The sequence below is a fragment of the Aeromonas sp. R1-2 genome (assembly GCF_040908505.1).
Lineage (GTDB): Bacteria > Pseudomonadota > Gammaproteobacteria > Enterobacterales > Aeromonadaceae > Aeromonas > Aeromonas veronii.
The window spans coordinates 26,527-51,260 of sequence record NZ_JBFODU010000008.1 but is presented as its reverse complement, the minus strand read 5'-3'; the positions used below and the strand labels follow the sequence as shown (position 1 = coordinate 51,260).

Sequence of the window (24,734 nt, the reverse complement as noted above, 5' to 3'; positions counted from 1 at the left end):
AGGTTACCGTGAACAAAGTCATACCTTTAACGATTCTGCTGGGCTTCACCCTGCCGGTGCTGGCGGCACCGACCCTGATCGCCGAACAGGGCAAGGAGGAGGGCAAGCTCGCCATCCCCTACCAGATGTACAAGCTGGACAACGGCCTGACCGTGATCCTGGCGCCCGACCGCTCCGATCCGCTGGTGCACCTCGATGTGACCTATCACGTCGGCTCATCCCGCGAGACGGTCGGCAAGTCCGGCTTCGCCCACTTCTTCGAGCACATGATGTTCCAGGGCTCGAAACACGTAGGTGATCAGGAGCATATGCGGATCATCAACGAAGCCGGTGGCGACATGAATGGCACCACCAACAAGGACCGCACCAACTACTACGAGACTGTGCCGGCCAACCAGCTGGAAAAAGTGCTCTGGCTGGAGGCGGACCGGATGGGCTTCCTGCTCGATGCGGTGAGCCAGAAGAAGTTCGAGATCCAGCGCGCCACCGTCAAGAACGAGCGGGCCCAGCGGGTCGACAACCAGCCGTACGGGCTGGTGAGCGAAAAGGTAGGGGAGGCGCTCTATCCGCGTACTCACCCCTACTCCTGGCAGCCCATCGGTTACGTGGAAGATCTCGACCGGGTCGATGTGAACGACCTCAAGCAGTTCTTCCTGCGCTGGTATGGCCCCAACAACGCCACCCTGACTCTGGGCGGCGACTTTGACAGCAAGCAGGCCCTCGAATGGATCGAGAAGTACTTCGGTTCCATCCCGCGCGGCCCGGACGTGGCCGAGCCGACGCCAAAGCCGGTGACCCTGCCCGAGACCCGTTACGTGACGCTGCAGGACAAGGTACACCTGCCGCTGCTCTATATCAGCTACCCCACCGTCTCTCTTGGCGATCCGCAGGAGCCTGCGCTCGACATGTTTGCCGACGTACTCGGCGGCTCCGCCAGCTCCATGCTCTACCAGTCGCTGGTGAAAACCGGCAAGGCGATCGATGTGGGGGCGTCCCACTACTGCGAAGAGCTGGCCTGTACCCTGACCGTCTACGCCTACCCCAATCCGTCGCAGGATGGCAGCCTCAAGACCCTCAAGGGGGAGGTGGACAAGGTGATTGGCGAGTTCGCCCAGCGCGGCCTCAAACCGGAAGATCTGGAGAAGGCGATCGCCAAGTACCGCGCCTCCGCCATCTGGGGTCTGGACAGCGTCTCCGGCAAGGTGAGCCAGCTCGCCATGGGTCAGGTGTTTGCCCAGGATCCCAACTATGTGTTCAAGACGCTGGATGCCATCGGCAAGGTGACACCTGAGCAGGTGAAGGCCGCCTACGACAAGTTCATCGCCGGCAAGCCTGCGGTGGTGCTGAGCGTGGTGCCCAAGGGCAAGACAGAGTGGCAGGTTGCCACCCCGAACTTTACCCCCGCCAAGCGCGAGCTGCCGGATTACAGCAAGCATGACGAGGCGCTGGCCGAACGACCGGTAAAAGACAATTTCGATCGCAGCGTGCAGCCCAAGGCGAGCGAGGCGGTGAGCGTCAAGGTGCCCGCCATCTGGCACGGCAAGCTCGACAAGAACATCGAGATCATCGGCACCAAGAGTGACGAGATCCCGGCCGTCTCCATCATGATTGCCCTGCCGGGCGGCATTCGTGCCGAAGATAAGGGGCAACTGGGGCTAGCCAATCTGACCGCCGCCATGATGGGGCAGGGCACGGTGCGCCTGACCGAGGCTCAGCTGAGCGACGAGCTGCAAAAGCTGGGCTCAAGCATTGATGTTTCCAGCGCCCAGTACAACAACCTGATCACCGTCAGCTCGCTGGCGGACAAGTTGCCCCAGACCCTGGCGCTGGTGCGCGAGGTGCTGGAGCGTCCGGGCATGCGGGAGGCGGACTTCGAGCGGGTCAAGGCGCAGCTGCTGCAAGGGATGCAACAGGCCCAGCAACAGCCCGAGTGGCTGGCCGGGCAGGCGTTCCGCGAGCTGGTCTACGGCAAGCAGAACCGCCTCGGTCAACCTACCGACGGGGTTGCGGCCGATGTGGCCAAGCTGACCCTGGCTGACGTGAAGCACTTCTATCAGGCCTACTACAACCCCACCAACGCCAAAGTGGTGGTGGTCGGTGATGTGGGCCAGAAGCAGAGCGAGGAGCAACTTGGCTTCCTGACCGAGTGGAAGGGGGCCACGCCGACCCTGGGGGATCTCAAGCTCAATGGTGAGCAGGCCAAGCCTGGCATCTATCTGGTCGACAAACCGGGGGCGCCCCAGTCGGTGATCCGCATCGGTCGTCGCGCCATGCCGTTCGATACCACGGGGGATTACTTCACCGCCGGGCTGATGAACTTCAATCTGGGTGGCAACTTCAACAGCCGCATCAACCTCAACCTGCGGGAAGACAAGGGTTACACCTACGGCGCCAGCTCGGGTTTCTCCGCCAACCGCGAGGTGGGCACCTTCGCCACCGGCGCCAATGTGCGGGCCGATGCGACTGTGGATGCCATCCGCCAGTTCCTCAAGGAGATGGACAACTACCGCAAGAGCGGCCCGACCCCGGTCGAGCTGGCCTATATGCGCAGCGCGGTTTCCCAGCAGGATGCCCTCTCCTATGAGACCCTCGGCCAGAAGGCGGGCTTCCTGCTGCAGATGGTGATGTATGACCTGAAGCCGGACTATGTGCAGGCCCAGAACAACCTGATCAAAACGGTGTCGCCCGAGGCGCTGAAGGCCAGTGCGGCCCGTTGGCTCAATCCGGCCGACATGGTGATCGTGGTGGTGGGAGACAAGCAAAAGCTTGAAAAACCCCTGAAGGAGCTTCATCTTCCCATCTATCCGCTGCAGTTGCCGTAACTGACGCTTTATAAAAATCAAGAGCCGCCCCGGATGGGGCGGCCTCACATGAGCCGTGAATATGACTACAACAAGCTTGTCGCTCACCGAGTTGCTGAATGCGTTGGGATCACCGGAGCGCCTCACCGCGCTCAAGGGGATCCGGCGCGGGATCGAACGTGAATGCCTGCGCATCACGCCGGATGGCCGACTCGCACAGAGTGACCATCCTCGGGCGCTGGGCTCGGCCCTGACCCATCCCAATATCACCACCGACTACTCGGAGAGCCTGCTGGAGTTCATCACCCCGGCCACCGACTCCATCGACAGCCTGATGGAGCAGCTCGGCGACATCCATCACCATGTGATTCAGCATCTGGGTGACGAGCGGATTTGGCCGCTCTCCATGCCCTGCTTCGTCGGCGGGGAAGAGAGTATCCGGCTGGCCCAGTACGGCAGCTCCAACATCGGCAAGATGAAGACTCTCTACCGTCAGGGCTTGAAGAACCGCTACGGCAGCCTGATGCAGGTGATCGCCGGGGTGCACTTCAACTTCTCCATGCCCGACAGCTTCTGGAGCGAGTGGCAGGATCTGGTGTGCGAAGGGTGCTGCAGCCAGCGCTTTATCTCCGACAAGTACATGGGGCTTATTCGCAACGTCTACCGCTTCGGCTGGCTGGTACCCTATCTGTTTGGTGCCTCCCCGGCCATCTGCGAATCCTTCCTCAAAGGGCGCAAGAGCAACCTGCCGTTCGAGAAGACCGGCAAGGGAACCCTCTATCTGCCTTACGCCACTGCGCTGCGTCTCTCCGATCTCGGTTACACCAACAGCGCCCAAGCTGGGCTCAAGATCAGCCACGACAATCTACCGGCCTATGTCAGCAGCCTGCGCCGCGCCATCAACACCCACAATCCCGACTTTGCCAAGATCGGGGTCAAGGTGGATGGGGAGTATCGTCAGCTCAACGACAACGTGTTGCAGCTGGAGAATGAGCTCTACGCCCCAATCCGCCCCAAGCGTACCCCGCGCAGCGGCGAGAAGCCCTCGGATGCGCTGGATCAGCGCGGCATCGAATATATCGAGCTGCGCACCGTGGACGTCAATCCCTTCACCCCGCTCGGTATCGATGCCGACCAGATCCGCTTCTTCGATCTGTTCCTGGTCTGGTGCCTGCTGCGCCCCTCTCCGGTGCTGAGTGACGAGGAGATTGCCCGCAACCGCCGCAACCAGAACAAGGTGGTGCTGGAAGGGCGTCGTCCCGGCCTGACGCTGGAAGATGAGCAGGGCAACGCCATTGGTCTCAAAGAGTACGGACTCAAACTGTTCGACGAGCTGGCTCAGGTGGCCGATCTGCTGGATCGCTGCTGTGGCCGCAACCGCTACCGCGAGACGCTGGCGATGCACCGCGAGAAGCTGCTCAACCCCGAGCTCACCTACTCCGCCCGCATGCTCAAGGAGCTGCTGGAGAGCGGCAAGGACAACGGCTGCTACGGTGACAAGCTGGCGACCCGCTATCGCAAGGAGCTGCTGGCAGGGGAGCTGCAGTATTGGGATGAGGCCTACTTTGCCGGTGAGGCGAAGGATTCGCTGGCCAAGCAGCGCGAACGCGAGCGCAGTGACAGCCTGTCGTTCGATGACTTCCTGGCCGACTACTTCGGTACCAGTACCACCACGGCCTGAAGGCGTGTTCGTACCGACCAAAGTGCCAACAAAAAGCCGCTCGAGTGAGCGGCTTTTTGATTTCTCTGAACCTGAGCGATATCAGACGTGGTTATACATGGCCTCGATTTCGCTCTGGTATTTTGCCTCGATGATCTTGCGGCGCAGCTTCATAGTGGGGGTCAGCTCACCCAGCTCCATGGAGAAGGCGCTCGGCAGCAGGGTGAACTTCTTCACCTGCTCGAACTTGGCCAGCTCTTTTTGCAAGTCGGCGATGCGGGCTTCGAAGAACTCCATCACCCGGGAGTGGCGCAACAGCTCGGTCTTGCACTGGTACTGCAGGTTGATGGAGCGGGCGTACTCCTCCAGCGACTCGAAGCAGGGGACGATCAGCGCCGAGACGAAGTGGCGGGCATCGGCGACGATGGCGATCTGCTCGATAAAGCGATCCTTGCCGATGGTCCCTTCCACCAGTTGCGGAGCCACGTACTTGCCGTTGGAGGTCTTCATCAGCTCCTTGAGGCGCTCGGTGAAGTAGATATTGCCCTGGCTGTCGAGCTCACCGGCATCGCCGGTACGCAGGAAGCCTTCCTCGGTCATCACCTCGGCGGTCGCGTCCGGCTTGTTGTAGTAGCCGCGCATCACGGTGGGGGAGCGCACCAGCAGTTCGTTGTTCTCACCCAGCTTCACCTCGATGCCGTTCAGTGCCGTGCCGATGGAGCCGAGCTTGAACTGGCTGTCTTCGTAGCAGCAGACGGTGGCGGTGGTCTCGGTCATGCCGTAGCCATACTTGAGGTTGAGTCCCATCGCCTGGAAGAAGAGGTTCACATCGTCGGCCAGACGGGCGCCCGCCACCGGCAGGAAGCGGGTGCGGCCGCCAAAGCGGGCGCGCAGCTTGCGAAACACCAGTCGCTCGGCGAGCCAGAGCTGGCCGTAGAGCAGCGGGGAAGCGGACTTGCCCGCCTGACGGGTGGCAACCATCTGCTTGCCGACCTTGGTCGCCCAGCCAAACAGGGCGCGGCGCAGAGCCGGAGCCTGAGCGACTTTGGCCTGGATCATGGCGTAGGCCTTCTCGTAGAGGCGCGGCACGGCGCACATTACGGTCGGCTGCACCTCGCCAATCACATCCATCACCTTCTGCGGATCGCGGATATAGACGTTCTCGGCGCCGCAATAGAGCACGTAGTAGCTCCAGGCCCGCTCGAACACGTGGCTGAGCGGCAGCATGCAGAGCGACACATCTTGCTGATTGAGGTCGAGGCGGCTGTTGTGCATCTCGAAACAGGCGGCGATGTTGGCAAAATCGAGCATGACCCCCTTGGGCTCGCCGGTGGTGCCTGAGGTGTAGATCAGGGTCAGCAGATCATCCATCCGGTACTGGGTTTCCCGTACTCGCAGTTCCTGCTCACTGGGCTGATGGTTGCCGGAGACCAGAAATGTCTGGAAGTGACTCGCCTGCTCGCAGCCGCGCAGATTGACGCTGCCGTCGAGGGCGATGAGCTGGCGGATCTCGCCGCTTTCAATCAGTTGCAGCGCCTGATCGAACTGGGGTTGTTCGCCAACGAACAGCACCTTGATGCCGGCATCTTTGACGATGTAGCGCAGCTGATCGAGCGTACTGGTGGGGTAGATAGGGACGCTGACACCGCGGGCGGCAAGGATGCCGAGATCGGCCTGAGTCCACTCCGGCATGTTGCGGGCATAGATGCCGACCATTTCGGTTGGCTGGTGGCCGGCACGGATCAGCGCCTGTGCGCAGTAGTCCATGGCCTGGCCCAGAGTACGCCAGCCGATGGCGCGCCACTGGCCATCTTGCTGAACCCGCAGGGCAGCCTTGTTGCCAAGCTGGGCAATACGTTCACGCATCAGTCGAACCAGATGAAGCTTCGGCATCAGTTAAACATCCTTTAATTACAGTTGTACGCCCGCGAGGGCACTAAAAATCGGGCTAGAGTTTAAACTCCAACATTACAGCTTACAAGTGTTCGCCGTTTGTCTTGGATCACAAAGAGCGCAAATAGCTCTCCCTTTGCGCAGACTGGCCGATACTGCTAGGAGGCAGAGAGAGGGTTAACGATATGAATCTGTGGGTGAAAGGGGCGTTGGCCGCGGTCGGGCTGATGGTGGTGGGGGGCGCTGCGTTTTGGTTCTTTGCCGGAACGTCATCACAGGGGCCCGCCAATCCCTGGTATCAGGGGGCCGATGGGTATCAGCAGGCGCAGCAACAGGCGCTGGCGTTGGGCTATCCGCTGCTCTATGTGCTGGAGACCCCCAAGTGCCGCCGCTGCGGCGATCTGGAGAAGAAATTCTGGCAGAGCAAGGAGATGGCTGGCCCGCTTGCCCGGCTGGTGAAGGTGCGGCTCAACCCGGGCAAGGGGGATGGCAGCGAGCAGATCCTGCGCCGCTTTCCCAAAGTCGCCACACCGCCCGGCATCTATATCCAGCAGCCGGGCCAGCCTCTCAGGCCCATCAAGATAGTGGTGGATATCGACCAGATCTGGATGCCGGGAAAAACCTGGCAGCGTGGCTTCTATATGCCGCTCTCCGGGGCCGGATTCGAGGCGGTGGTGCATACCACCCTGGCCTTGCAGGATCCGGCGCTGGACAATGCCCCCCTCGATTGAGGGGGACAAAAGGTATGGGCGCGACGAACAGGCTGGATCAGCCGAAATCGAACAGTCGCGACATCAACACCGCATCTTCCCTGTCGTTGCCGGTGCCGTAGTAGTCGGCGCGGCGGCAATACTCGGCAAAACCGGCGCTCTCGTAGAGGTTGATGGCGGTCTGGTTACCGGCCCGCACCTCGAGAAACCAGGCCTCAGCCCCGGCTTGCTTGCTGCGCGCCAGATAGGCTTGCAACAGCGCCCGTCCCAACCCCTTGCCCTGAAACGCCGGATGCACGCAGATATTCATCAGCGAGCTGTCACCGGCCACCAGATCCGAGATATAGAAGCCCGCCGGGGAACCATCGACCAGCATCAAGCCGTTGAGATAGCGAGTGCCGAAGCAGGAGAGCAGGTTGGCCTCACTCCACGGCTCCTTGTGAGCGGCTTGCTCGATGGGGTAGACAAGGTCGAAATCGCTCTCGAGCAGGGGACGAAACTCAGGCATGGGGGCTCCGGATGGCAAGATGTTGGGCACTGGGGTTAGCAGAGGTTGCAGAGGCGGCATTTGTAAAATCAGGTAAAAAGATCAGCATCACAGTGGGTCTTGGCGGCATGATGCAGGATCACGCCGCGTTGGCTGCAAGGTGTTGGCGCAGCTGTTGCCACAGGGCGCGCTTTTGCGCTGCGCTGGGGGTGAGCGGGCAGATCAGCGCATTTGGCCGCGCGGGGTTGGCCTCCGTCAGCCAGAGCAGAGGGGAGGCGCCCGCCGTTTGCAGATCGGCAGGCGGCAGCTCGCTGAGCAGTGAGACCTCGTCGGGGGTCATGCCGAGCAACTGGCAGATATCCGCCAGCAGCGTGGTGGCAGGCAGCTGAGGCGCCAGCAGCCAGAGTTTGCCGCTGGGCAGCGGAGCGCGGGTGGCCGGTGCCGTCTGGCCCGGCTGTGTGGCGTTTTGCTCAAGGTCGGGAGCGGGAGCTGCGCCCAGCAATGCCGGACGACGCAGTTGCCAGCTTTGAATGCCCATGCGGGCCAACATGCTCTGACGAACGGGATCTTGCATTTGAGGCGACTCACTCTTGATCTGCGTTGGGGAAAATTGTGTTGCGCAGGGTACACTCGAACCGCTTTTGCTGCACCCTTTGCAACGCATCATCTGGCGCATGCGGGCATGGTGCTCATCACGACACTGGCTATGCATGGGCGCAGCACGCTGCCGATACGGTATCACGCCGACCTTGCGTTTTTCCCTGCCAGAGGCGGGTATTGTGTGGCAAGAGATACCAGAATAAACATCATAACAAGACAAAACCCAAGGTCGAGCAAATGGATATCGCACCTTGGGGCTAACATCATCCCAGCTTCGGAACACTCTCTATGTCGTCTTTAGCTCAAGCCCAGAATCCTGCGCGTCTTATTCCCATCCAGGAGCGGCTGCCCCGGCTGCTGGCCGCCCTCGGTGAGGGGCTCTACGAACGGCAGGATGCCCTGCGCCTCGGTCTGCTGGCGGCCCTCAGTGGCGAGAGTGTCTTCTTGCTGGGGCCACCCGGTATTGCCAAGAGCCTGATTGCCCGCCGCCTCAAGCTGGCCTTTCACGACGCCCGCCACTTTGAATACCTGATGACCCGCTTCAGTACGCCGGAGGAGGTGTTTGGCCCCCTATCCATTCAGGCACTGAAAGAGGATGGCAAATACCTGCGCCTCACCACAGGTTATCTGCCTGAGGCCGAAGTGGTGTTCCTCGACGAGATCTGGAAGGCGGGCCCTGCCATCCTCAACACCCTGCTCACCGCCATCAACGAGCGGCAGTTTCGCAACGGCGACAGCCAGCACCCTATCCCGATGCGATTGCTGGTGACTGCCTCCAACGAGCTGCCGGCACCGGACAGCGGGCTGGAAGCGCTCTACGACCGGATGCTGGTGCGGATCTGGATGGATCGAGTGCAGGAGAAAGCCAACTTTCAATCCATGCTGGCCAGCGATGGCCACGCCCACCAGAACTTGCCGGAATCCCTGCAGATCCGGGGGGATGAGTACGAGCAGTGGCAGAGCCAGATTGAACAGGTGCGCTTGCCGGATGCCTGTTTCGAGCTTATCTATCAGCTGCGCCAGCAGCTCGACAGCCAGCTGGCCCATCGCTGCTATGTGTCGGATCGTCGCTGGAAGAAGGCGGTACGGCTTATCAAGGCGAGCGCCTTCTTCAATGGCCGTGACGAGGTCGCACCGGTAGATCTGCTGCTGTTCAAGGATTGTCTCTGGCATGACGAGGAGTCCCGCACCGCCCTGCTGGAGATGATGACCGAATTCTCCCGCCTTTACGGCTATCAGCAACTGGCGATGACCCGTCAGCTGCTGGCGTTGCGGGATCAGTTCAAACAGCTCAAACAGAGCGTGGCCCAACGCCTGTGCACAAAGGCCCGGCAACGCAAGCAGTGGTTTGGCCGGCGGGCCCGGGGTATCGAGATCCCGCTTGCCAATGCAAGACCCTTTGGCAAGCAGGTGCACTTCCATCTGCTCACCCCGGCGCCGCTGGATGGCAGCGATCCCGAACGTCTTACCCGCACCCTGGTGTTCGATCGCACCCTGCTCTCCCATTGGCATCCCACCGGTGAGGCGCTGGTGGGTTATGAGTTCGGCAACCCGAAAGAGGGGCATTACGAGCTGGTGCTGGACGATGAGCTGCGGCTGCAGGTGCTCGATATCCAGCGCCAGCAGATCCCGTTGGTGCTGATGGAGCGTAACGCCATCCCCGAGGTGGTGCTGGCGCCCTGGTTGCAGTCGCTCGACGAGCAGCTGGTTCAGGTCGGCAAGGTGATGCAGATGCTCAAGCAGCAGCGCAGCCTGTTCGAGCGTCACCAACAACACCTCTTTATCGACTCACGCTGGTTGCAGCAGGTGGAGGACAGCTTCTTCGTGCTGAACCGGGATCTCGAACTGCTGCGTAGCGAGCTGACCCAGTGGCGCGAGCGGTTGCCAAGGCTGGACGAGTAAGGAGCGCTCATGCTTGAGATCGGCATGCTGGATCTGGGACTGCTGATTGGCGAAGGGGAGCTTGCGGGTGAGGTGGCGCTCCTGCTGGCGGCCTCGCCCAAGATTTCGGAATTTATCAAACGCTCCCCGCTACAGGGCAAGCTGCTGAAAAAGCGCCTGCAGAGCTGGGGTGATCAACTTGGTGAGGAGATCCGCCACAAGCCGGTGCCGGTGGCGCTGGAGCAGGAGTACCTGCTCTATCAGGCGCACCGGCAACTACCGATGACCGAGCTGATTGGTCGCCTGCCCGGCTTGCTGGAGTCGCTGGAACAGTACAGCCCCTTCGCCGGTGAGGCCCGCTCCTTGGTGCGCCAGCTGACGGCCCACCCCACCGAGGGGCTGCGCCAGCTCTTTATCGACAAGTGGCGCGCCAGTCTGGTGGGGAGCCTGCTGCAATTGCAGCAGCAGATCGCCGAAGCGGAGCGGGAGAAGCAGCGTCAGGAGATTGAAGATCAGCTGCTGGCGAGCCGCACCCTGGCCGATGCCCTCGACCCCAACCAGATCTCCGCTGGTGGTTTGTGGGATCTGGCTCAGGGGCACTGGCACAAGCGCAGTCTGGTGCTGGTCAAGCAGTACGCCCGCATGTTGCAGCGCGAGCCCTTGCTGGCGGAGATTGCCGGTCTGCTCGGGCGCAGCGAGCGGGATCGGCGGGCGCAGGAGCAACCTGTGCCGCCGGTTCAGGTGCTGGAGCTGGAGCCAGCCCCCAGCGACGATGTGCCGGACGATCTGGTGGGCATCCATCAGGCGAACGATCTGATGCGGCTGCTGCCAAGTGAAGCTGTGATGCTGGGGCTGCCGGAGCTGGAGCTGGAGTTCTATCGCCGCTATCTGGAGCGGCGCCTGCTCAGCTATCAGTCACGTGGCACCTTGCCGCGCCAGCGCATCATGCTGCGCACCCCGGAGCAGGGTGGCCAGCAGTTGCAGCAGCGAGGCCCCTTTATCGTCTGCGTCGATACCTCCGGTTCCATGGGGGGCTATCCCGAGGAGTGTGCCAAGGCACTCTTTCTGGCGCTGCTCAAGGTGGCGATGGATGAGAAGCGCGGCTGCTACCTGATGCTCTTCTCCACCGAGGTGGCGACCCTCGAGATCACTGCAGATACCGGGCTGGACAAGGCGGAGCGCTTCCTCTCCATGAGTTTTCACGGCGGTACCGACCTGGTGCCCTGCCTGGAAAAAGCGCTGGCCAAGCTTGATGATCCCGCCTTTGCCAAGGCGGATGTGCTGGTCATCTCCGACTTTATCGCCCAGAGCCTGCCCCATCCCCTGCTCGATCAGATGAACCGCTATCGCCAGCGTCAGACCCGTTTTCACGCCGTCGCCATGTCCCGCCACGCCAAGCAGGCGCTGCTGCGGATTTTTGACAATAGCTGGCTACTCGATTGTGGCCTGCGCGGCCGACTGCTGCGGCGCTGGCAGCACCACTAGTGACCGGGAGGGGGCAACCCCTCTTGGGTTGTTATCCCGGCCCCTCTTTTTCGCTGTGCGTCCCCGCTTTTATTCCAACGCGATGATATCGCAGTAAAATGTGACTAGCCTGCCATTCGGGCTCTCTGTCCGGGTGATAGCCTTTACAACCATTGTTACAGGGGAAAGATGGTGATTTTCCGGCATCGGCTTGCCCGATGATCTTTCCCATTGATCCGGAGTGTGTATGAGCCGACTTGCCTTGCTGCTGTTGCTGGCGGCGTTCGGGCTGGCAGCCAAACCCTTGTCCCCCGAGCAGTTGGAAAATGAACTGGGAGGGATGGAGCGGGTCTATCAGCCGATCGAGTTGCTGCGGGAGCGCCTTGCCCGTTTGCAGCGGGACGGCAACGCCTATCCGCCGTCGCAGCAGATGCGGATCAGTCGTCTGGCTTGCTGGGCCCAATCGGCCGATGACATGCAGGAGTCCCGTACCGCCATCGCCAATGCGGAGCGGATGCTGGCCATTGCGCGCGAACAGGGTAATGACGCCGCCGTGGCGGAGCTGACGATTTGCCGCGGCTGGTTCAATCAGCTGCTCGGCGAGGTAGCGAAGGCTCGTCACGATTACGATGAGGGGCTGCGGCTGGCAAGAGAGGCCGCCTTGCCAAAGCTGGAGGCGCTGGCGCTGGCCCGCCGGGGGGCCATGCTGTCTTTTCAGGGGGTCTCAGGCCAGGGGCTGATGGATCTCACCAAGGCGCACAATATTTACGAACAGCTGGGGTTGCCCACCTGGTATCACCAGGCGCAGCTCGAGATTGCGGCAGCATTTCGCCGGATGGGCCTCTATGCCGAAGCGCTCGCCACCCTCAACCAGTTGAGTGAACACTTTGCCAGGAGCCACGATGGATTTGGCTCGGCAAGGCTAAGTGATCAGCTGGCGATGGTCTATCTGCAGACCGGGCGTTATCAGGATGCGCTGGGCGAGCTTGAACGCAGTGCGGCCTTTTATAATCAGCCTCAATATCTGATTGAGCATGCCGAACGCATGGTGATGCAGGCCGAGGCTCTGCTCGGGCTGGATCGCCCCGCTGATGCCGGACGCTTGCTGGCACAAGCGGCGAAGGTGCTCTCTCCCGACGTTGACCCCATCCTCCATGCGCATCTCGAGCTGGTGCGGGCGAGGTTGAGAGTCGAAGAGCAGGAACCGGCGCCAGCCTTGCGCGCGCTTGAGAAGATTGAGCCGATTTTGAAGGTGGAAGGGCACGTACGCTTTTTGCTCGAGCTCTACTGGGTACGCAGTCGGGCGCTCGAGTTGCAAGGCGATTATCCGGCGGCGCTGGCTGCATTGCGGGAGCATCTGGTGCAGGAGCAGCGGCTCGATCAGCTGTTACGGGAACAGAGCACGGCCTGGGTTCGCGGCGAGTTCGAACTGGCCCGTCAGGAGGGGGAGAATGAGCGACTGCGAGTCGAGCAGAAACTGCAGCAGCAGGAGCTGGAGCAGGTCAAGGAGCGTCGTTTCTGGCTGCTAGTGGTGATGGTGCTTTGCGGGGTACTGGCGCTGCTGACGATGGGGTGGCTGCTTGATCGCAACCGTCGGATGCGTCGTCTGGCCTTTACCGATGAGCTGACCGGCATCAACAACCGCCGTCGGGTGCTGCGACAGGGCAGCGATATGCTGGCGCTGGCTCGCAGGCAGGGCACGCCATTTTGTCTGCTGGTGTTCGATATCGATCACTTCAAGCGGATCAACGATACCCAGGGACATCATCAAGGAGACAGGGTGCTGCAATGGGTCTCTCGGGCGGCAGATCGTCAGCTGCGACACCAGGATCAGTTGGGGCGTACCGGCGGAGAGGAGTTCTTGATCCTGCTGCCGGATACCAGCCTTGAAGAGGCGTGCCGGGTGGCTGAGCGGATCCGCTACACAGTCGCCAACCGGGCGCTGCCCGGCATGTCGTACCCGGTAACCATCAGTATCGGGTGTGCCTCTCTGCGAGACGATGATCAGGATCTGGCGGCCTTGATCCAGCGTGCCGACAATGCACTGTATCGTGCGAAAGAGGCGGGGCGCAACCGGGTGGAAACAGACGAGTGACGGGCTGGGTATTGTCACTCACCTGGGTGTCATCGCTATTGGGGAGCACACTGATACGGCGATGATGCTCGTCCCCTGCGCTCGTTCTTGCCTGCGATGACAGATTGGCAAGCGCGAGCGCAGAAGACCGTCAGAAGGGCGTTATGCCCAGGCGCTGCCACCATTGAGATGAAGCACTTCACCATTCATGTTGTTGTTGCTCATCAGGAACAGTGCGGCCTGTGCATAATCCTCTCCCTCTCCCAAGCGCTTCAACGGCAGGCTTTGCGCCACGGCAGCCACTTTTTGTGGGTCATTGCCCAGCGCTTTAAGCAGCATGGGAGTGCGCATGGGGCCCGGGTTGATGACGTTGATCCGACGGGGGGTCAGCTCGGTAACCAGACTGTGAGCCAGCGTTTCAACCGCGCCAGCTGCAACGGCAGGGAGTGCCTTACCCGGTTGTGGGCGGCGCGTCACCATCCCGGACGTGAGCACGATGGAGCCGCGTTCGGTCAGTTTGGGTGCTGCGGCGCGGATCGCATGAACACTTCCCCAGAAGCGGCTGTCCATGTTGATTTTCAAATCCTCGATGGCAGAGGTGAGAAAGCTGCCTGGTCGCATGACGGCGGCGGTGATGACGAGATGATCCAGCGAATCCAGCTGGTTGAAAAAGTGATTGACGGAGTCGACGTCGAGAATATCCAGTTGATGGCCACTGGCACTTGGGCCCAGTTCAGCCAGTGCAGTGGCAAGTTGCTCACGGCTGGAACCGCCGATAATGACCTTGGCGCCTTGTTCGATCGCTTGCTGGGCGGTGGCCAGGCCAAGACCCGAGGTACCACCGATAATGACGATCTGTTGATTGTGCAGGGTGGAATGTTTCATGTAATGACCTCTCCATTATGTAGATACGATTTACATATTTGTAGCTGGGTAGGGAAAGTCCAAGTATGAAAATTTATCAAGAGTGGTTGTTGCTGGCATGGGGAGGGGGCCAACTCCACGTGGTCCGGATGCTGCCATCCGATTCGGAGTGTTTGATTTTCTGTTCAGTTGGAACCCGTGGAACGGATGTGCGGCCAAATTATCATCTCTTGTCAGGCTGGGTATTTTTCACTCGCGCGGGTATAATGTCGCGCAATTTTGCTTTGACTCAGGCGATAAGACCCATGTAACGCAACCCTCCTCCCTCTCTCCACCAGGTTGGCAACACGCCAGCTGGCGTGGCTTTCGTTGCGTATACATGTGCCGTGAGCGGCATTCCGGATTTATTCCCACGGTGGTTGATGCCACCGCTCAATAGAAGAACGTTGAATTATGTCAGCTGAATTTCTGAGTGAAGTCTCCAAGAGACGCACTTTTGCGATCATTTCGCACCCGGATGCGGGTAAAACCACCATCACCGAGAAAGTACTGCTGTTCGGACAGGCCATTCAGCGCGCCGGTACCGTCAAGGGCCGTGGCTCGGGCCAGCACGCCAAATCCGACTGGATGGAGATGGAGAAGCAGCGTGGTATCTCCATCACCACCTCGGTGATGCAGTTCCCCTATGCCGATTGTCTGGTCAACCTGCTCGACACTCCGGGTCACGAGGATTTCTCTGAAGATACCTACCGTACCCTGACCGCGGTCGACTGCTGCCTGATGGTCATCGATGCCGCCAAGGGTGTTGAAGACCGGACTCGCAAGCTGATGGAAGTCACCCGTCTGCGTGATACCCCCATCCTCACCTTCATGAACAAACTGGATCGCGAAGTGCGCGATCCGATGGAAGTGATGGATGAGGTGGAGCGCGAGCTGAAGATCATGTGCGCCCCTATCACCTGGCCCATCGGCTGTGGCAAATCCTTCAAGGGGGTCTATCACCTCTACAAGGATGAGACCTATCTCTATCAGAGCGGTCAGGGCCACACCATCCAGGAGAAGCGGGTGGTCAAGGGGCTGAACAACCCGGATCTGGATGCCGCCGTCGGCGAAGATCTGGCCCAGCAGCTGCGTGACGAGTTGGAGCTGGTGCAGGGCGCCTCTCCCGAGTTCGATCACGATGCCTTTATCGCTGGCGAGATGACCCCGGTCTTCTTTGGTACTGCACTGGGTAACTTCGGTGTTGACCACATGCTGGATGGCCTGACTGACTGGGCGCCGTCTCCCATGCCGCGCAAGGCCGAGAGCCGTGAAGTGGTAGCGACCGAGGAGAAGTTCTCCGGCTTCGTGTTCAAGATCCAGGCAAACATGGATCCGAAGCACCGTGACCGTATCGCTTTTATGCGTATCGTGTCAGGTACTTACAGCAAGGGCATGAAGATGCGCCATGTGCGTATCGGCAAGGATGTGAACATCTCCGACGCCGTGACCTTTATGGCCGGTGACCGGGAGCAGGCGGAAGACGCCTTCGCCGGTGACATCATCGGTCTGCACAACCACGGCACCATCCAGATCGGCGACACCTTCACCCAGGGTGAAGATCTCAAGTTCACCGGTATCCCGAACTTTGCACCGGAACTGTTCCGCCGCATCCGCCTGCGCGATCCGCTCAAGCAGAAGCAGCTGCTCAAGGGGCTGGTCCAGCTCTCCGAAGAGGGCGCGGTGCAGGTGTTCCGTCCGCTGATCAGCAACGATCTCATCGTTGGTGCGGTCGGTGTGCTGCAGTTTGACGTGGTGGTTTCGCGCCTCAAGAGCGAGTACAACGTCGAGGCCATCTACGAGGCGGTCAACGTCTCCACCGCCCGCTGGGTGGAAGGGACCGACGTCAAGAAGTTCGAAGAGTTCAAGCGCAAGAACGAGGTCAACCTGGCCCTCGATGGCGGTGACAACCTCACCTATATCGCGCCGACCATGGTCAACCTGCGCCTGGCTCAGGAGCGCCACCCGGACGTTGAGTTCCGCCAGACTCGCGAGCACTGATACTGCTTACCAAATCCCGCCAGATGGCGGGATTTTTTTATGCATCAAGGAGAGGTGATGGTTGAATCGATGAATCCTGCCTGCTCGGCCCTGGCTGAGGGTTATCTGTTATCCCTGCCGGTGGCTGCACGGGCTCGTCATGTCTCGGCGGACTACTTCTGTGCTGATGCACACAATGCCAACCTCTGTGCCGCGCTGGTAGTAGCAGGCCGCAAGCGAGCAACCTGTAGCCTCGCTTACTGGTATCTGGAGAAGGGCGAGCGGATGCCGGAACAGGGGGACCTACTGGTGGTGACCGACTGGAGTGGTCTGCCCAAGGCTCTTGTTGAACTGGTGTCAGTCACCTTGTGTCCATTCGATGAGATTGATGCTGCGTTTGCCGCCGAGGAAGGGGAGGGAGATGGCTCTTTGGCTTGGTGGCGCGAGGCGCACAAGGCATTCTTCGAGCGCGAGATGAAGGCTGAAGGGGGCGAATTTGATGAGCACGCCACGCTGGTGCTGGAGCGATTCCGGGTAGTGGCGCTGCCGCAGTAAACGAAGCGGCAAGCAGGGAAGACTCCTGCTTGCCGCTATCACTTTAGAGCGCCAGGTCTAACACCATGCAGATCTCGCAATCCCCGTGGCCGGTGCAGCCAAGGGGGCCGGGCAGGTGTTCAAAGCCCAGTGATTCATAGAGGCTGGTGGCTTCGCGCAAGACCTCGGTAGTTTCCAGATAACAGCGTCGATAGCCCAAACCACGAGCGGCATCCAGCGCTTGCAACACCAGCCGCTTGCCAAGGCCCAGTCCGCGCAGGGCGGGCATAAAGTACATCTTCTGCAGCTCGCAGACTCCCTCTTCTCCCGCTAATGGCGCGATACCACCACCGCCGAGGATGGAACCGTCCGGCCCTTCGATAACCCAGTAGCGGCTCTTCTCCCCCTGATAGCTCTGGGAGAGGGTATCGAGATTGGGATCCGAGACCCCATACCCCTTGTCTGCGGTGAGGCCATATTCGGCCGAGACGGCGCGGATCACCAAGGCGATCTGGGCATTGTCCGCCGCCGTGATGGCGCGGATCTGGTAGCCCCGCTGGCGACGGGCGCGCGAGAGGGCGCTGCGATAGAGCCGCAGCCCTTGCCACAGCTGCTCCCGCTCGGGCAGGCTCAGCTGCGCCAGCATATCCTCCATCGCCCCGTCCATCTCCCGGTGCAACTCCAGCAGCATCCCCTGACCGTTGACGGTGAGGCGGGCCTCCTTGCTGCGGCCGTCGGAGGGGTGCGGGTGCCAGCTGATAAGCTCCCGCTCGGCGAGGCGTGCCAGCGGACGGCTGGCGTTGGATTTGTCGATGTGCAGCTTTTCTGCCAGCTGCTGATTGGTGGCCGGGGCGTTTTCCAGCTCGATCAGCAGGTGAGCCTCGATGGGGGTGAGGGCCAGATTGCCGCACTGCTGGGAGAGCATGCCGAGTTCGCGAACCAGATCGCGCGACAGGGCGCGCAGGGGACGGGGATCCATATCGTGGGTTCCTTTTTAGTTGTGCATGACAACTAAAATAGCGTAAAAGTTGTAATTCGCAACCTTTTGCTGTGATGACTTGCAGAATATGAGGTGAGCGGCAGCCCCGTTGATTGGGCTGCCGCAGGTGGGGCGGTCGTCAGGCGGCGGCTCTGATAGCCAGCTCCGGGCGGCGGGAGAAGCAGCGGGCCAGCAGCAACATGGTGGCGACGCCTATGGTACCGAGCACCAGCCAGGGGAGGGCCGGTTGTCCCTGTTGCAGCGAGAAGTCATAGAGGGAGCCGCCGCCCACGTAGCCGGTCATGCCCCCCAGCGCCAGTCCGAGGCGGCTGAAGCCCATGTAGCTGCCGCGGGCTGTGGGGTTGGCAAGCCGGGTCATCAGGGTCTCCCGGGCCGGTTCACAGATGATGATCCCCAGATAGAAGCAGGCCAGCAGTACGAAGATGCCGGAGAGGGTGCTGACAAAGGCGACCAGCCCGATCCCCACCGTCATCAGCAGGATACCTGCCATCAGTCGGCTCTCCAGCCGATAGCGCCGTTCGCTGAAACGGGCGATAGGGTAGAGCAGCGCCAGCGACAGCGCCGTTTCCAGGCTGTACATCCAGCCTACTGCCGTGGTTGTGCCGGAGAGCTGCTTGACCAGAATGGGGAAAATCAGCATCACCTGTACCCACAGCATGTAGTAGCCGCTCAGGATCAGTACCAGTCGGCAGAAGGCGCGATCCGCCAGCACCTGTCCCAACCCTTCCCGCATCGGGGTCGGTTTGACCGAGAGGCGGTAGGCGGGCAGCAGGGTCCAGTTGCATAGAGCCGCCAGGGTGAAGAGCCCGGCCCCCAGCAGACAGACGTAGGTGAAGTCAAAGCGCAGCAGCCAGCTGCCGAGCAGCGCACCGGTGACGGCTCCCGCGCTCTCTAGCATCATCAGCAGGGAGATAAAGCGGCCCCGCTCATGGGGGCGAGTAAATTTTATCACCAGTGCCGCCCGTGGCGGGTCGAACAGGCAACCGCCCAGACCCGAGAGGAAGCAGGAGAAAATCAGCATGGCGCCGCTGTCGGCCCAGGCCAGGGTGGCAAAGCCGACGGCGCGCAGCAACATGCCGGTGACGATGAGCGGGCGGGCGCCGAAGCGGTCGGCCAGCGAGCCGCCGAAGATCCCCAGCCCCTGCTGGGTCAGCTGGCGCAGGCCGAGTGCCAGCCCCACCAGACCGGCCGCCCAGCCGAGCTGGTCGACGAAGCGCAGGCTGATCATCGGCATCACTACAAAGAAACCCAGGATCACCAGTGTGGTATCCAGCGCCAGAAACCAGCGTCCCCAAAACCTCGCCCTATCGACCATAACGCCCTCTCATTTACAGATACCTTCATTCTGGAGAGGGTTTAGATATAGTGGTAGACGACAACTACCTATATTTCATATCAGGATTATTTATGTCTATGGATCTGGACGATCTGCAACTGCTGCTGGATGTGGCCGAGCTGGGCAGCTTCAGTCAGGCGGCGGCCATTCGTGGCTGGTCACAGCCGCTGGTGAGCCAGCGGATTGCCCAGTTGGAGGAGAGCCTCGGGGCGCCGCTGTTTCAGCGTCATCGGCGTGGCGTAACGCCGACCCGTGCCTGCGAGGAGTTTCTGCCATCGGCCCGCTCGGCGCTGGCCACTCTGAGCGAAGGGCGGCTGGCACTGCAGGGGGCGCCGGCGCTGCCTTGTATCCGTCTCTCCAGCCTGCCATCCCTCACTTCGGTGGTGTTTGGCTCGCTATTGATGGAGCTGGTGGACGAGCCGTTCGAAATCCGCTGTACCACGGATCACTCCGGCGAGATCATGCAGTCGCTGCTGACCGGCGAGGCCGATATCGGCTTTGTGCTCAAGCGCCCGCCGGTTGCGGGCCTGCAGATGGAGCTGCTCTGTTGCTCCCCCATTATCGCTATCGCCTCGCCATTGCATCCGCTGGCCGGTTGTCACGGCCTCACGCTGGAGGATATTGCCGACCAGCGGCTGGCACCTCAGGTGTGGGGGCCGGGGTGTGACGTCTTTATCCAGCAGTTGCGGCGGCTGCGGCGGGCCGCCAGCCCCCTGCATGCGGTGCAACCCGCCAGTGCAGCGCGGGATCTGGCGCTGGAACACGGGTTTATCACCCTGATGCCGGAGCTGGCCATCAAGCGGGATCTGGAGGTGGGGCGGCTGGTCAGGCTCGATGTGCGCAATCTGCCGCAGGAGCATTGGGATGTGATGATGGCGTGGCGTGGTGGCAAGCGGCCCAACCCGGCCAGGGAAACTGTGTTGGCCACCGCCCGCACGCTGGCGAAACGGTGGCGCAATGAGTAGAGCGATGCGGGACAAGGCCCGCATCGGGTGGATCAGTAGCTGGCCTTGAGGGTCACACCGCTGAACGCTGCAAACCCTGACAGCTGCACATGCCAGGTGCCCGCCTTGGGATTGGTGAACGAGCAGCTTTCGTTATTGCCACCCTTGTAGGGACGGCAGTCATAACTGCTGCTGGTGGGGGCGCTGCCAAAGCGGACGTAGAGGTCGGCATCACCGGTACCGCCGCTGCTGCTGATCTGCAGCGACCTGGTGCCAGCCGGTACGTTCAGGGTGTAGTTGAGCTTGCCACCCTTGCTGGCGGCGAGGTTGCTCACCGGCACGCCGTTTTGCAGCACGTTGTCGCTTGGTGGCGGCGTGGTGCCGCAGCTGGCATCGACCCCGACGGTCTGGAAGGCCCGTGCCACATCCGCCTGACTGTAACCCAGGTCGGCGGTCGCCCGGCTGACGCCGCAGGCCCCTTGCTGGTAGTTGGTGTTGGCGCCCCAGTAGAGGCGGTTGGCCAGCAAGAACACTTCAAATGCTTTGCGGGTGTTCCAGCCGCTGCTGGTGGCAAGCAGGTAGAAGGCGCGGTTGTAGACCCCGGAGCTGTGGTGTACATCCATCCCCTCCTGATAATCCGCGGCATGGCCGATGGATCTGCCATCCCGGGTCGGATCCTCGAAGTAGCGCAGGGAGCCGTTGCCCTTGAAGATCTGGGCGCCGACCAGCCAGTCGTTGCTCCCCTTCATGTAGAACTCGGCCGCTTCCCCCGCCATATCGGAGAAGGCCTCGTTGATGCCGCCGGATTGTCCCGAGTAGACCAGCCCGGAGTTCTGTTCGGTAAAGCCGTGGCTCACCTCGTGGGCGGCCACATCGAGGCTTACCAGCGGGTGGAAGGTGGTGGCGCCGTCACCGAAGGTCATCTGGCTGCCATCCCAGAAGGCGTTCTCGTAATTCTTGCTGTAGTGAACCCGCATCTTCAGCTTGAAGGTCAATGGCGCTGTGTTGTACCAGTTGCGGTACATGTCGAACACCACGTTGCCGAAGTAGTGGGCGTCGTTGAGGGGCGAGTAGGCGCCGTTGATCTCCTTGACCCGGTTCTCCGGGCAGGTGAACTGGTGGATGGCACCGCCTGAGGTGGCGTGGTTGAGGTTGATGGTATCGACGTTGGGGCTGGTCATCCGGCAGTTGTCATCGACGATGAGCGGGCCAAAGTCGGTGCCGTAAAAGTATTTGCCGGTCTTGATGTTGCCCCCCGGGCCGCTGGCGTCCTTGTGGTTGATCCCCTCCCAGCGTTTGAGCTCCTCACCGCTCTGGGCATCAAGTATGACGAAGGGGCGGCTTGGCTTGTCACCTTCGGCGATGAAGGAGACCTGATAAACCAGCCGAGCCAGCCCATTCTCATCCTGCATCACGTAGAGTTTGACCTGCTCGTTGCTCCCCTTGCTGCCCGCTTTGGCCTTGCTGGCGGCATCCTGTGGCGAGAGGGTGGCGGCCGGGCTTGCCACATCCTGATCGATCTGGCGCAGCATGCGCCCGCTGGCCTGTTGCAGCTGGCCGTTCAGGCTCTTGTCAGCCACGATGACCTGACCCATTACCGGGATGCCGTTCCAGACCTGCTCGTAGCGGATCCGCTGCTGGCCGTTGGGCAGCTTGACCACCCGCACCTGACGAAACTCGCCATCTTCCAGCTGCAAGGTACCACTCGCGGCACTGAGGCCGGTCATGGCCCGGATGCCGTTTGCCGTTACGTTGATCTCTACCTCTTGTGCCGCCAGTGCGGCGCTTCCCCAGCAGGCCAGCGCAACGGCCAGATAAATTTTATTCATCTCTTCTTTCCTTAAATCGATGAGGTTGATAAACCGACCGAAGGTCGGGCGTTTTGAAGCTAGTGCCGGTGGGGGAAAGTGCCCCCTGTCAAAAGTGACAGCGCAGTACAAAGGGGTAGCAGGATCTGCCAAAGTGCCGTTTGGGGGTATTCGTCGGCGCCATGTGGAGAGCATTATCCGGTTTCAGACACCCACCCTCCTCTTTTGAGGGAGGAGAGTACGTGCACAGTCACCCTCTGCGAAGCCCGCCGGAGGAGGGCCGTAAAAGTGGCTGGCGCGGCCAGTGGCGATTGGCTACATTGGGTGCTGGTTCGCGATTTGATCACTGATTTGAAAGGAGAATCCCATGTTTTCATGGCAGTTGGACGACGAGCTTGCGCTGCTCTTCTTGCAGCCCGATATGGCGAGCGAACTGTTTGCCCTCTGCAATGACAACCGGGAGTACCTCTCCCAGTGGCTACCCTGGCCGCCACTGATCCAGCGCCCCGTCGACAGCGCCCTCTTCATTCGCAGTGCCATCGAGAAGTTCGCCCGCGGCGAGGGGCTCACCACCGCCATCGAGTATCAGGGGGAGGTGGTGGGGGTCATAGGTTACAACAGCATCGATCACGACCTTGGCAAGGTGGTCATCGGCTACTGGCTGGCGGAGCGCTGGCAGGGTAACGGCATCATCACCCGGGCCTGTCAGGCCCTGATCCACCACGCCTTCGAGGAGATGGGGATGGAGAAGGTGGAGATCAGCGCCGCCACCGATAACGAGCCCAGCAGGGCTGTTTGTGAACGGCTCGGGATGCAGCAGGAGGGGGTGACCCGGCGCGCAGAGCGGCTGGGCAACCGGATTGTGGACCATGTCCACTACAGCCTGCTGCGCGATGAGTGGCTAAGACAGAGGGAGTCCTGATGGCGCTGCCACATATCAAGACGGCCCGCACCCACCTGACCATACTGTCGCCGGATCGGGCCCCCATGATGCTCGACTTCTACCGGCGCAACCGCGCCCATCTCGCCCCCTGGGAGCCGCTTCGGGACGAGCAGTTTTACACCCTCTCTTACTGGCATGCCCGGCTGCAGGACAGCTACAGCCAGTTCTTCAACGGCACCGGCGTCAATCTGGTGGCCCTCGATCCGGCTGGCGAGCGGGTGATCGCCACCTGTAACTTCAGCAATATCCTGATGGGGGTCTTCAAGGCGTGTCATCTGGGCTATGCCATCGACCAGCAGCATCAGGGGCAGGGGGTGATGGGAGAGGTGCTGTCAGCCGCCATCGACTACCTGTTTCGGGAGCACGATCTGCATCGCATCATGGCTTGCTATATGCCAGCCAATCAGCGCAGTGGCGCCTTGCTGGAGCGGCTCGGCTTCGAGCGGGAGGGATTCGCGCGGGCGTATCTGATGATCAATGGTCGCTGGGAGGATCACATCCTCACCTCGCTGATTAATCCGGCCCCCTGAACGACAGATAAAAAAACGGGCCCGAAGTTGCCTTCGGACCCGTCTTCGAATGAGGTGCAGGCTTAGTTGGCCTTGGCATCGCTCACTGCAGCTTCAACCTTGGTAGCCGCTTCGGTAGCAGCTTTTTCTACGGTTGCAGTCGCTTCGGAGGTGGCCTTCTCTACGGTAGAGGTGGCTTCGCTAGCGGCTTTTTCTACAGTGGCAGCAACTTCGGCGGCCGGAGCAGCAGCAGGAGCGGCAGCTTTTTCTTCTTTCTGACCGCAAGCAGTCAACATCAGACCCAGGATACCGGCTACCAGTACTTTGTTCATGTGCATTCCCTCAAATAAATATGGAGAGATGGTCTGTGCAACCATCACAGCGCCCACCGTTGCCCGGTATTGAAACAAGAAGCCGGGAGGCAGCAGGCGGGCGCAATATAGCCCCATTAGTTACCGATGAAAACGGATATCACAATGACATTTTTTCGTGCCGTTGATAAAAAGCTCCACTGCAACGACTGATATCAATACAAGATGCCGTCAAATAGCGCTGATTGCACAATAAAACACCGCTTTGCTGCCATCTTGTGGCGGTTTAACAAGGTCAAGGTTGGTCAAGCGCGGCCTATGACCCGCACCTTAGTCAGACAGCTTCTGACAGGGCAGCCGTTTTCCCTCAAGGTGGCTCTGACGGGCCAGATCCAGCAGCGCCATCACCGCCAGCGCTTCACTTGCTGGCACCGGGTTGCTTCCCTCGCCCTTGATGGCGGCGCAAACACCGCGATAGTAGGCGCCATAATCCCCCGCCTCACCCACCACGCTCTGCTGCTGCAACTGACCATCGACAATGCGGCTGAGCTGACCGGGTTCGCTATCCATGCCCCAATCCGCCGCCGGCGGCCGCAAGCCCTGCTTGAGTTGATCTTCCTGCACATCCATACCGAATTTCACGAACGAGCCCTGGCTGCCGTGGACGATGAAACGCGGCATGGTGGCCGAGACCAGACAGCTGCCATGCAGAATAACCCGCAGAGCACCGTAACCCAGCACCACATGGAAGTAGTCGTCCGCCAGTGCGTCGGGGCGCTGCTCGGCCAGATCGGCCTGCAACCAGTCCGGCTGGCCGAACAGCTGCAGTGCCTGATCCAGCACGTGGGGGCCGAGATCGAACCAGAGGCCGGAACCCGGGCCACCCGCTTCGCGCC

General features: G+C 61.1%; 20 protein-coding genes. 11 read left to right on the top strand and 9 right to left on the bottom strand.

Annotated elements, in window-relative coordinates; genetic code table 11:
* Positions 1-8: 8 nt before the first annotated feature.
* Both AB5Y76_RS01465 and gshA read left to right on the top strand, forming a co-directional pair.
* Positions 9-2,822: a pitrilysin family protein gene (locus tag AB5Y76_RS01465; RefSeq protein WP_263718827.1), complete on the top strand. Its 2,814-nt coding sequence runs from the start codon at positions 9-11 to the stop codon at positions 2,820-2,822.
* 61 nt (positions 2,823-2,883) lie between these two features.
* Positions 2,884-4,482: a glutamate--cysteine ligase gene (gene gshA / locus AB5Y76_RS01460; RefSeq protein WP_263718829.1), complete on the top strand. Its 1,599-nt coding sequence runs from the start codon at positions 2,884-2,886 to the stop codon at positions 4,480-4,482.
* Between the two features lie 81 nt (positions 4,483-4,563).
* On the opposite strand, the gene AB5Y76_RS01455 is transcribed toward gshA, so the two are convergent.
* Positions 4,564-6,354, bottom strand: coding sequence for a long-chain fatty acid--CoA ligase (locus AB5Y76_RS01455; RefSeq protein ID WP_263718831.1), 1,791 nt, complete (start codon positions 6,352-6,354; stop codon positions 4,564-4,566).
* Between the two features lie 185 nt (positions 6,355-6,539).
* Between AB5Y76_RS01455 and AB5Y76_RS01450 the strand changes: the two genes are divergently transcribed.
* On the top strand, positions 6,540-7,085 hold the full coding sequence (locus tag AB5Y76_RS01450; RefSeq protein WP_069554415.1) for a hypothetical protein: 546 nt from the start codon (positions 6,540-6,542) through the stop codon (positions 7,083-7,085).
* Between the two features lie 37 nt (positions 7,086-7,122).
* On the opposite strand, the gene rimI is transcribed toward AB5Y76_RS01450, so the two are convergent.
* Together rimI and AB5Y76_RS01440 are read right to left on the bottom strand one after the other, a co-directional pair.
* Entirely contained in the window at positions 7,123-7,572 is a 450-nt protein-coding gene (gene rimI, locus AB5Y76_RS01445; protein ID WP_263718836.1) for a ribosomal protein S18-alanine N-acetyltransferase, read from the bottom strand.
* 118 nt (positions 7,573-7,690) lie between these two features.
* On the bottom strand, positions 7,691-8,125 hold the full coding sequence (locus tag AB5Y76_RS01440; RefSeq protein WP_263718837.1) for a DNA polymerase III subunit psi: 435 nt from the start codon (positions 8,123-8,125) through the stop codon (positions 7,691-7,693).
* A 314-nt stretch (positions 8,126-8,439) separates the two neighbouring features.
* Between AB5Y76_RS01440 and AB5Y76_RS01435 the strand changes: the two genes are divergently transcribed.
* The 3 genes from AB5Y76_RS01435 (at position 8,440) to AB5Y76_RS01425 (ending at position 13,591) form a co-directional block, all read left to right on the top strand.
* Complete coding sequence (locus AB5Y76_RS01435; protein ID WP_129504730.1) at positions 8,440-10,053, top strand: ATPase RavA domain-containing protein; 1,614 nt, start codon at positions 8,440-8,442, stop codon at positions 10,051-10,053.
* 9 nt (positions 10,054-10,062) lie between these two features.
* Positions 10,063-11,517, top strand: coding sequence for an ATPase RavA stimulator ViaA (viaA, locus tag AB5Y76_RS01430; RefSeq protein ID WP_263718838.1), 1,455 nt, complete (start codon positions 10,063-10,065; stop codon positions 11,515-11,517).
* Between the two features lie 226 nt (positions 11,518-11,743).
* Positions 11,744-13,591, top strand: a complete 1,848-nt coding sequence (locus AB5Y76_RS01425; protein WP_263718839.1) for a diguanylate cyclase — start codon at positions 11,744-11,746, stop codon at positions 13,589-13,591.
* Positions 13,592-13,732: 141 nt separating this feature from the next.
* Here AB5Y76_RS01425 and AB5Y76_RS01420 read toward each other — a convergent pair whose 3' ends face one another.
* Positions 13,733-14,455: an SDR family oxidoreductase gene (locus tag AB5Y76_RS01420; RefSeq protein ID WP_139741603.1), complete on the bottom strand. Its 723-nt coding sequence runs from the start codon at positions 14,453-14,455 to the stop codon at positions 13,733-13,735.
* Positions 14,456-14,884: 429 nt separating this feature from the next.
* Between AB5Y76_RS01420 and prfC the strand changes: the two genes are divergently transcribed.
* Together prfC and AB5Y76_RS01410 are read left to right on the top strand one after the other, a co-directional pair.
* On the top strand, positions 14,885-16,474 hold the full coding sequence (gene prfC / locus AB5Y76_RS01415; RefSeq protein WP_085942998.1) for a peptide chain release factor 3: 1,590 nt from the start codon (positions 14,885-14,887) through the stop codon (positions 16,472-16,474).
* 57 nt (positions 16,475-16,531) lie between these two features.
* Positions 16,532-17,008, top strand: coding sequence for an ASCH domain-containing protein (locus tag AB5Y76_RS01410; protein ID WP_263718840.1), 477 nt, complete (start codon positions 16,532-16,534; stop codon positions 17,006-17,008).
* A gap of 43 nt (positions 17,009-17,051) precedes the next feature.
* Here AB5Y76_RS01410 and AB5Y76_RS01405 read toward each other — a convergent pair whose 3' ends face one another.
* The gene (locus AB5Y76_RS01405) at positions 17,052-17,966 is read right to left on the bottom strand and encodes a bifunctional helix-turn-helix transcriptional regulator/GNAT family N-acetyltransferase (RefSeq protein ID WP_263718841.1); all 915 of its coding nucleotides are present in this window, start codon (positions 17,964-17,966) and stop codon (positions 17,052-17,054) included.
* Between the two features lie 139 nt (positions 17,967-18,105).
* Positions 18,106-19,302, bottom strand: a complete 1,197-nt coding sequence (mdtH, locus tag AB5Y76_RS01400) for a multidrug efflux MFS transporter MdtH (RefSeq protein ID WP_005340523.1) — start codon at positions 19,300-19,302, stop codon at positions 18,106-18,108.
* 92 nt (positions 19,303-19,394) lie between these two features.
* Between mdtH and AB5Y76_RS01395 the strand changes: the two genes are divergently transcribed.
* Positions 19,395-20,288: a LysR family transcriptional regulator gene (locus AB5Y76_RS01395; RefSeq protein ID WP_236341687.1), complete on the top strand. Its 894-nt coding sequence runs from the start codon at positions 19,395-19,397 to the stop codon at positions 20,286-20,288.
* Between the two features lie 32 nt (positions 20,289-20,320).
* Here AB5Y76_RS01395 and AB5Y76_RS01390 read toward each other — a convergent pair whose 3' ends face one another.
* Positions 20,321-22,096 (bottom strand): M4 family metallopeptidase, encoded by a 1,776-nt coding sequence (locus tag AB5Y76_RS01390; RefSeq protein ID WP_263718842.1) that lies wholly within the window; start codon positions 22,094-22,096, stop codon positions 20,321-20,323.
* 346 nt (positions 22,097-22,442) lie between these two features.
* On the opposite strand from AB5Y76_RS01390, the gene AB5Y76_RS01385 reads away from it, so the two are divergent.
* Together AB5Y76_RS01385 and rimJ are read left to right on the top strand one after the other, a co-directional pair.
* Positions 22,443-22,997 carry a GNAT family N-acetyltransferase gene (locus AB5Y76_RS01385; protein ID WP_115522024.1) on the top strand — a complete coding sequence of 185 codons (555 nt, stop codon included), beginning with the start codon at positions 22,443-22,445 and terminating at the stop codon, positions 22,995-22,997.
* Positions 22,997-23,548, top strand: coding sequence for a ribosomal protein S5-alanine N-acetyltransferase (gene rimJ / locus AB5Y76_RS01380; RefSeq protein ID WP_107683760.1), 552 nt, complete (start codon positions 22,997-22,999; stop codon positions 23,546-23,548). Before AB5Y76_RS01385 ends, rimJ begins: the two co-directional genes overlap by 1 nt.
* 62 nt (positions 23,549-23,610) lie before the next feature.
* Here rimJ and AB5Y76_RS01375 read toward each other — a convergent pair whose 3' ends face one another.
* Positions 23,611-23,859, bottom strand: a complete 249-nt coding sequence (locus tag AB5Y76_RS01375; protein WP_005340533.1) for a hypothetical protein — start codon at positions 23,857-23,859, stop codon at positions 23,611-23,613.
* Between the two features lie 309 nt (positions 23,860-24,168).
* Positions 24,169-24,734, bottom strand: a 566-nt coding sequence (locus AB5Y76_RS01370) for a Gfo/Idh/MocA family oxidoreductase (protein WP_368177652.1), incomplete at its 5' end; no start/stop codon positions are given.

Excerpts from the sequence above, each read along its gene's own strand:
- rimI (WP_263718836.1), bottom strand. The coding sequence starts at position 7,572 with ATGCCTGAGTTTCGTCCCCTGCTCGAGAGCGATTTCGACCTTGTCTAC.
- AB5Y76_RS01395 (WP_236341687.1), top strand. The coding sequence starts at position 19,395 with ATGTCTATGGATCTGGACGATCTGCAACTGCTGCTGGATGTGGCCGAG.
- AB5Y76_RS01410 (WP_263718840.1), top strand. The coding sequence starts at position 16,532 with ATGGTTGAATCGATGAATCCTGCCTGCTCGGCCCTGGCTGAGGGTTAT.
- gshA (WP_263718829.1), top strand. The coding sequence starts at position 2,884 with ATGACTACAACAAGCTTGTCGCTCACCGAGTTGCTGAATGCGTTGGGA.
- AB5Y76_RS01435 (WP_129504730.1), top strand. The coding sequence starts at position 8,440 with ATGTCGTCTTTAGCTCAAGCCCAGAATCCTGCGCGTCTTATTCCCATC.
- AB5Y76_RS01450 (WP_069554415.1), top strand. The coding sequence starts at position 6,540 with ATGAATCTGTGGGTGAAAGGGGCGTTGGCCGCGGTCGGGCTGATGGTG.
- AB5Y76_RS01425 (WP_263718839.1), top strand. The coding sequence starts at position 11,744 with ATGAGCCGACTTGCCTTGCTGCTGTTGCTGGCGGCGTTCGGGCTGGCA.
- AB5Y76_RS01385 (WP_115522024.1), top strand. The coding sequence starts at position 22,443 with ATGTTTTCATGGCAGTTGGACGACGAGCTTGCGCTGCTCTTCTTGCAG.
- AB5Y76_RS01390 (WP_263718842.1), bottom strand. The coding sequence starts at position 22,096 with ATGAATAAAATTTATCTGGCCGTTGCGCTGGCCTGCTGGGGAAGCGCC.
- mdtH (WP_005340523.1), bottom strand. The coding sequence starts at position 19,302 with ATGGTCGATAGGGCGAGGTTTTGGGGACGCTGGTTTCTGGCGCTGGAT.
- AB5Y76_RS01405 (WP_263718841.1), bottom strand. The coding sequence starts at position 17,966 with ATGGATCCCCGTCCCCTGCGCGCCCTGTCGCGCGATCTGGTTCGCGAA.
- rimJ (WP_107683760.1), top strand. The coding sequence starts at position 22,997 with ATGGCGCTGCCACATATCAAGACGGCCCGCACCCACCTGACCATACTG.
- AB5Y76_RS01375 (WP_005340533.1), bottom strand. The coding sequence starts at position 23,859 with ATGAACAAAGTACTGGTAGCCGGTATCCTGGGTCTGATGTTGACTGCT.
- AB5Y76_RS01455 (WP_263718831.1), bottom strand. The coding sequence starts at position 6,354 with ATGCCGAAGCTTCATCTGGTTCGACTGATGCGTGAACGTATTGCCCAG.
- viaA (WP_263718838.1), top strand. The coding sequence starts at position 10,063 with ATGCTTGAGATCGGCATGCTGGATCTGGGACTGCTGATTGGCGAAGGG.
- AB5Y76_RS01420 (WP_139741603.1), bottom strand. The coding sequence starts at position 14,455 with ATGAAACATTCCACCCTGCACAATCAACAGATCGTCATTATCGGTGGT.
- AB5Y76_RS01440 (WP_263718837.1), bottom strand. The coding sequence starts at position 8,125 with ATGCAAGATCCCGTTCGTCAGAGCATGTTGGCCCGCATGGGCATTCAA.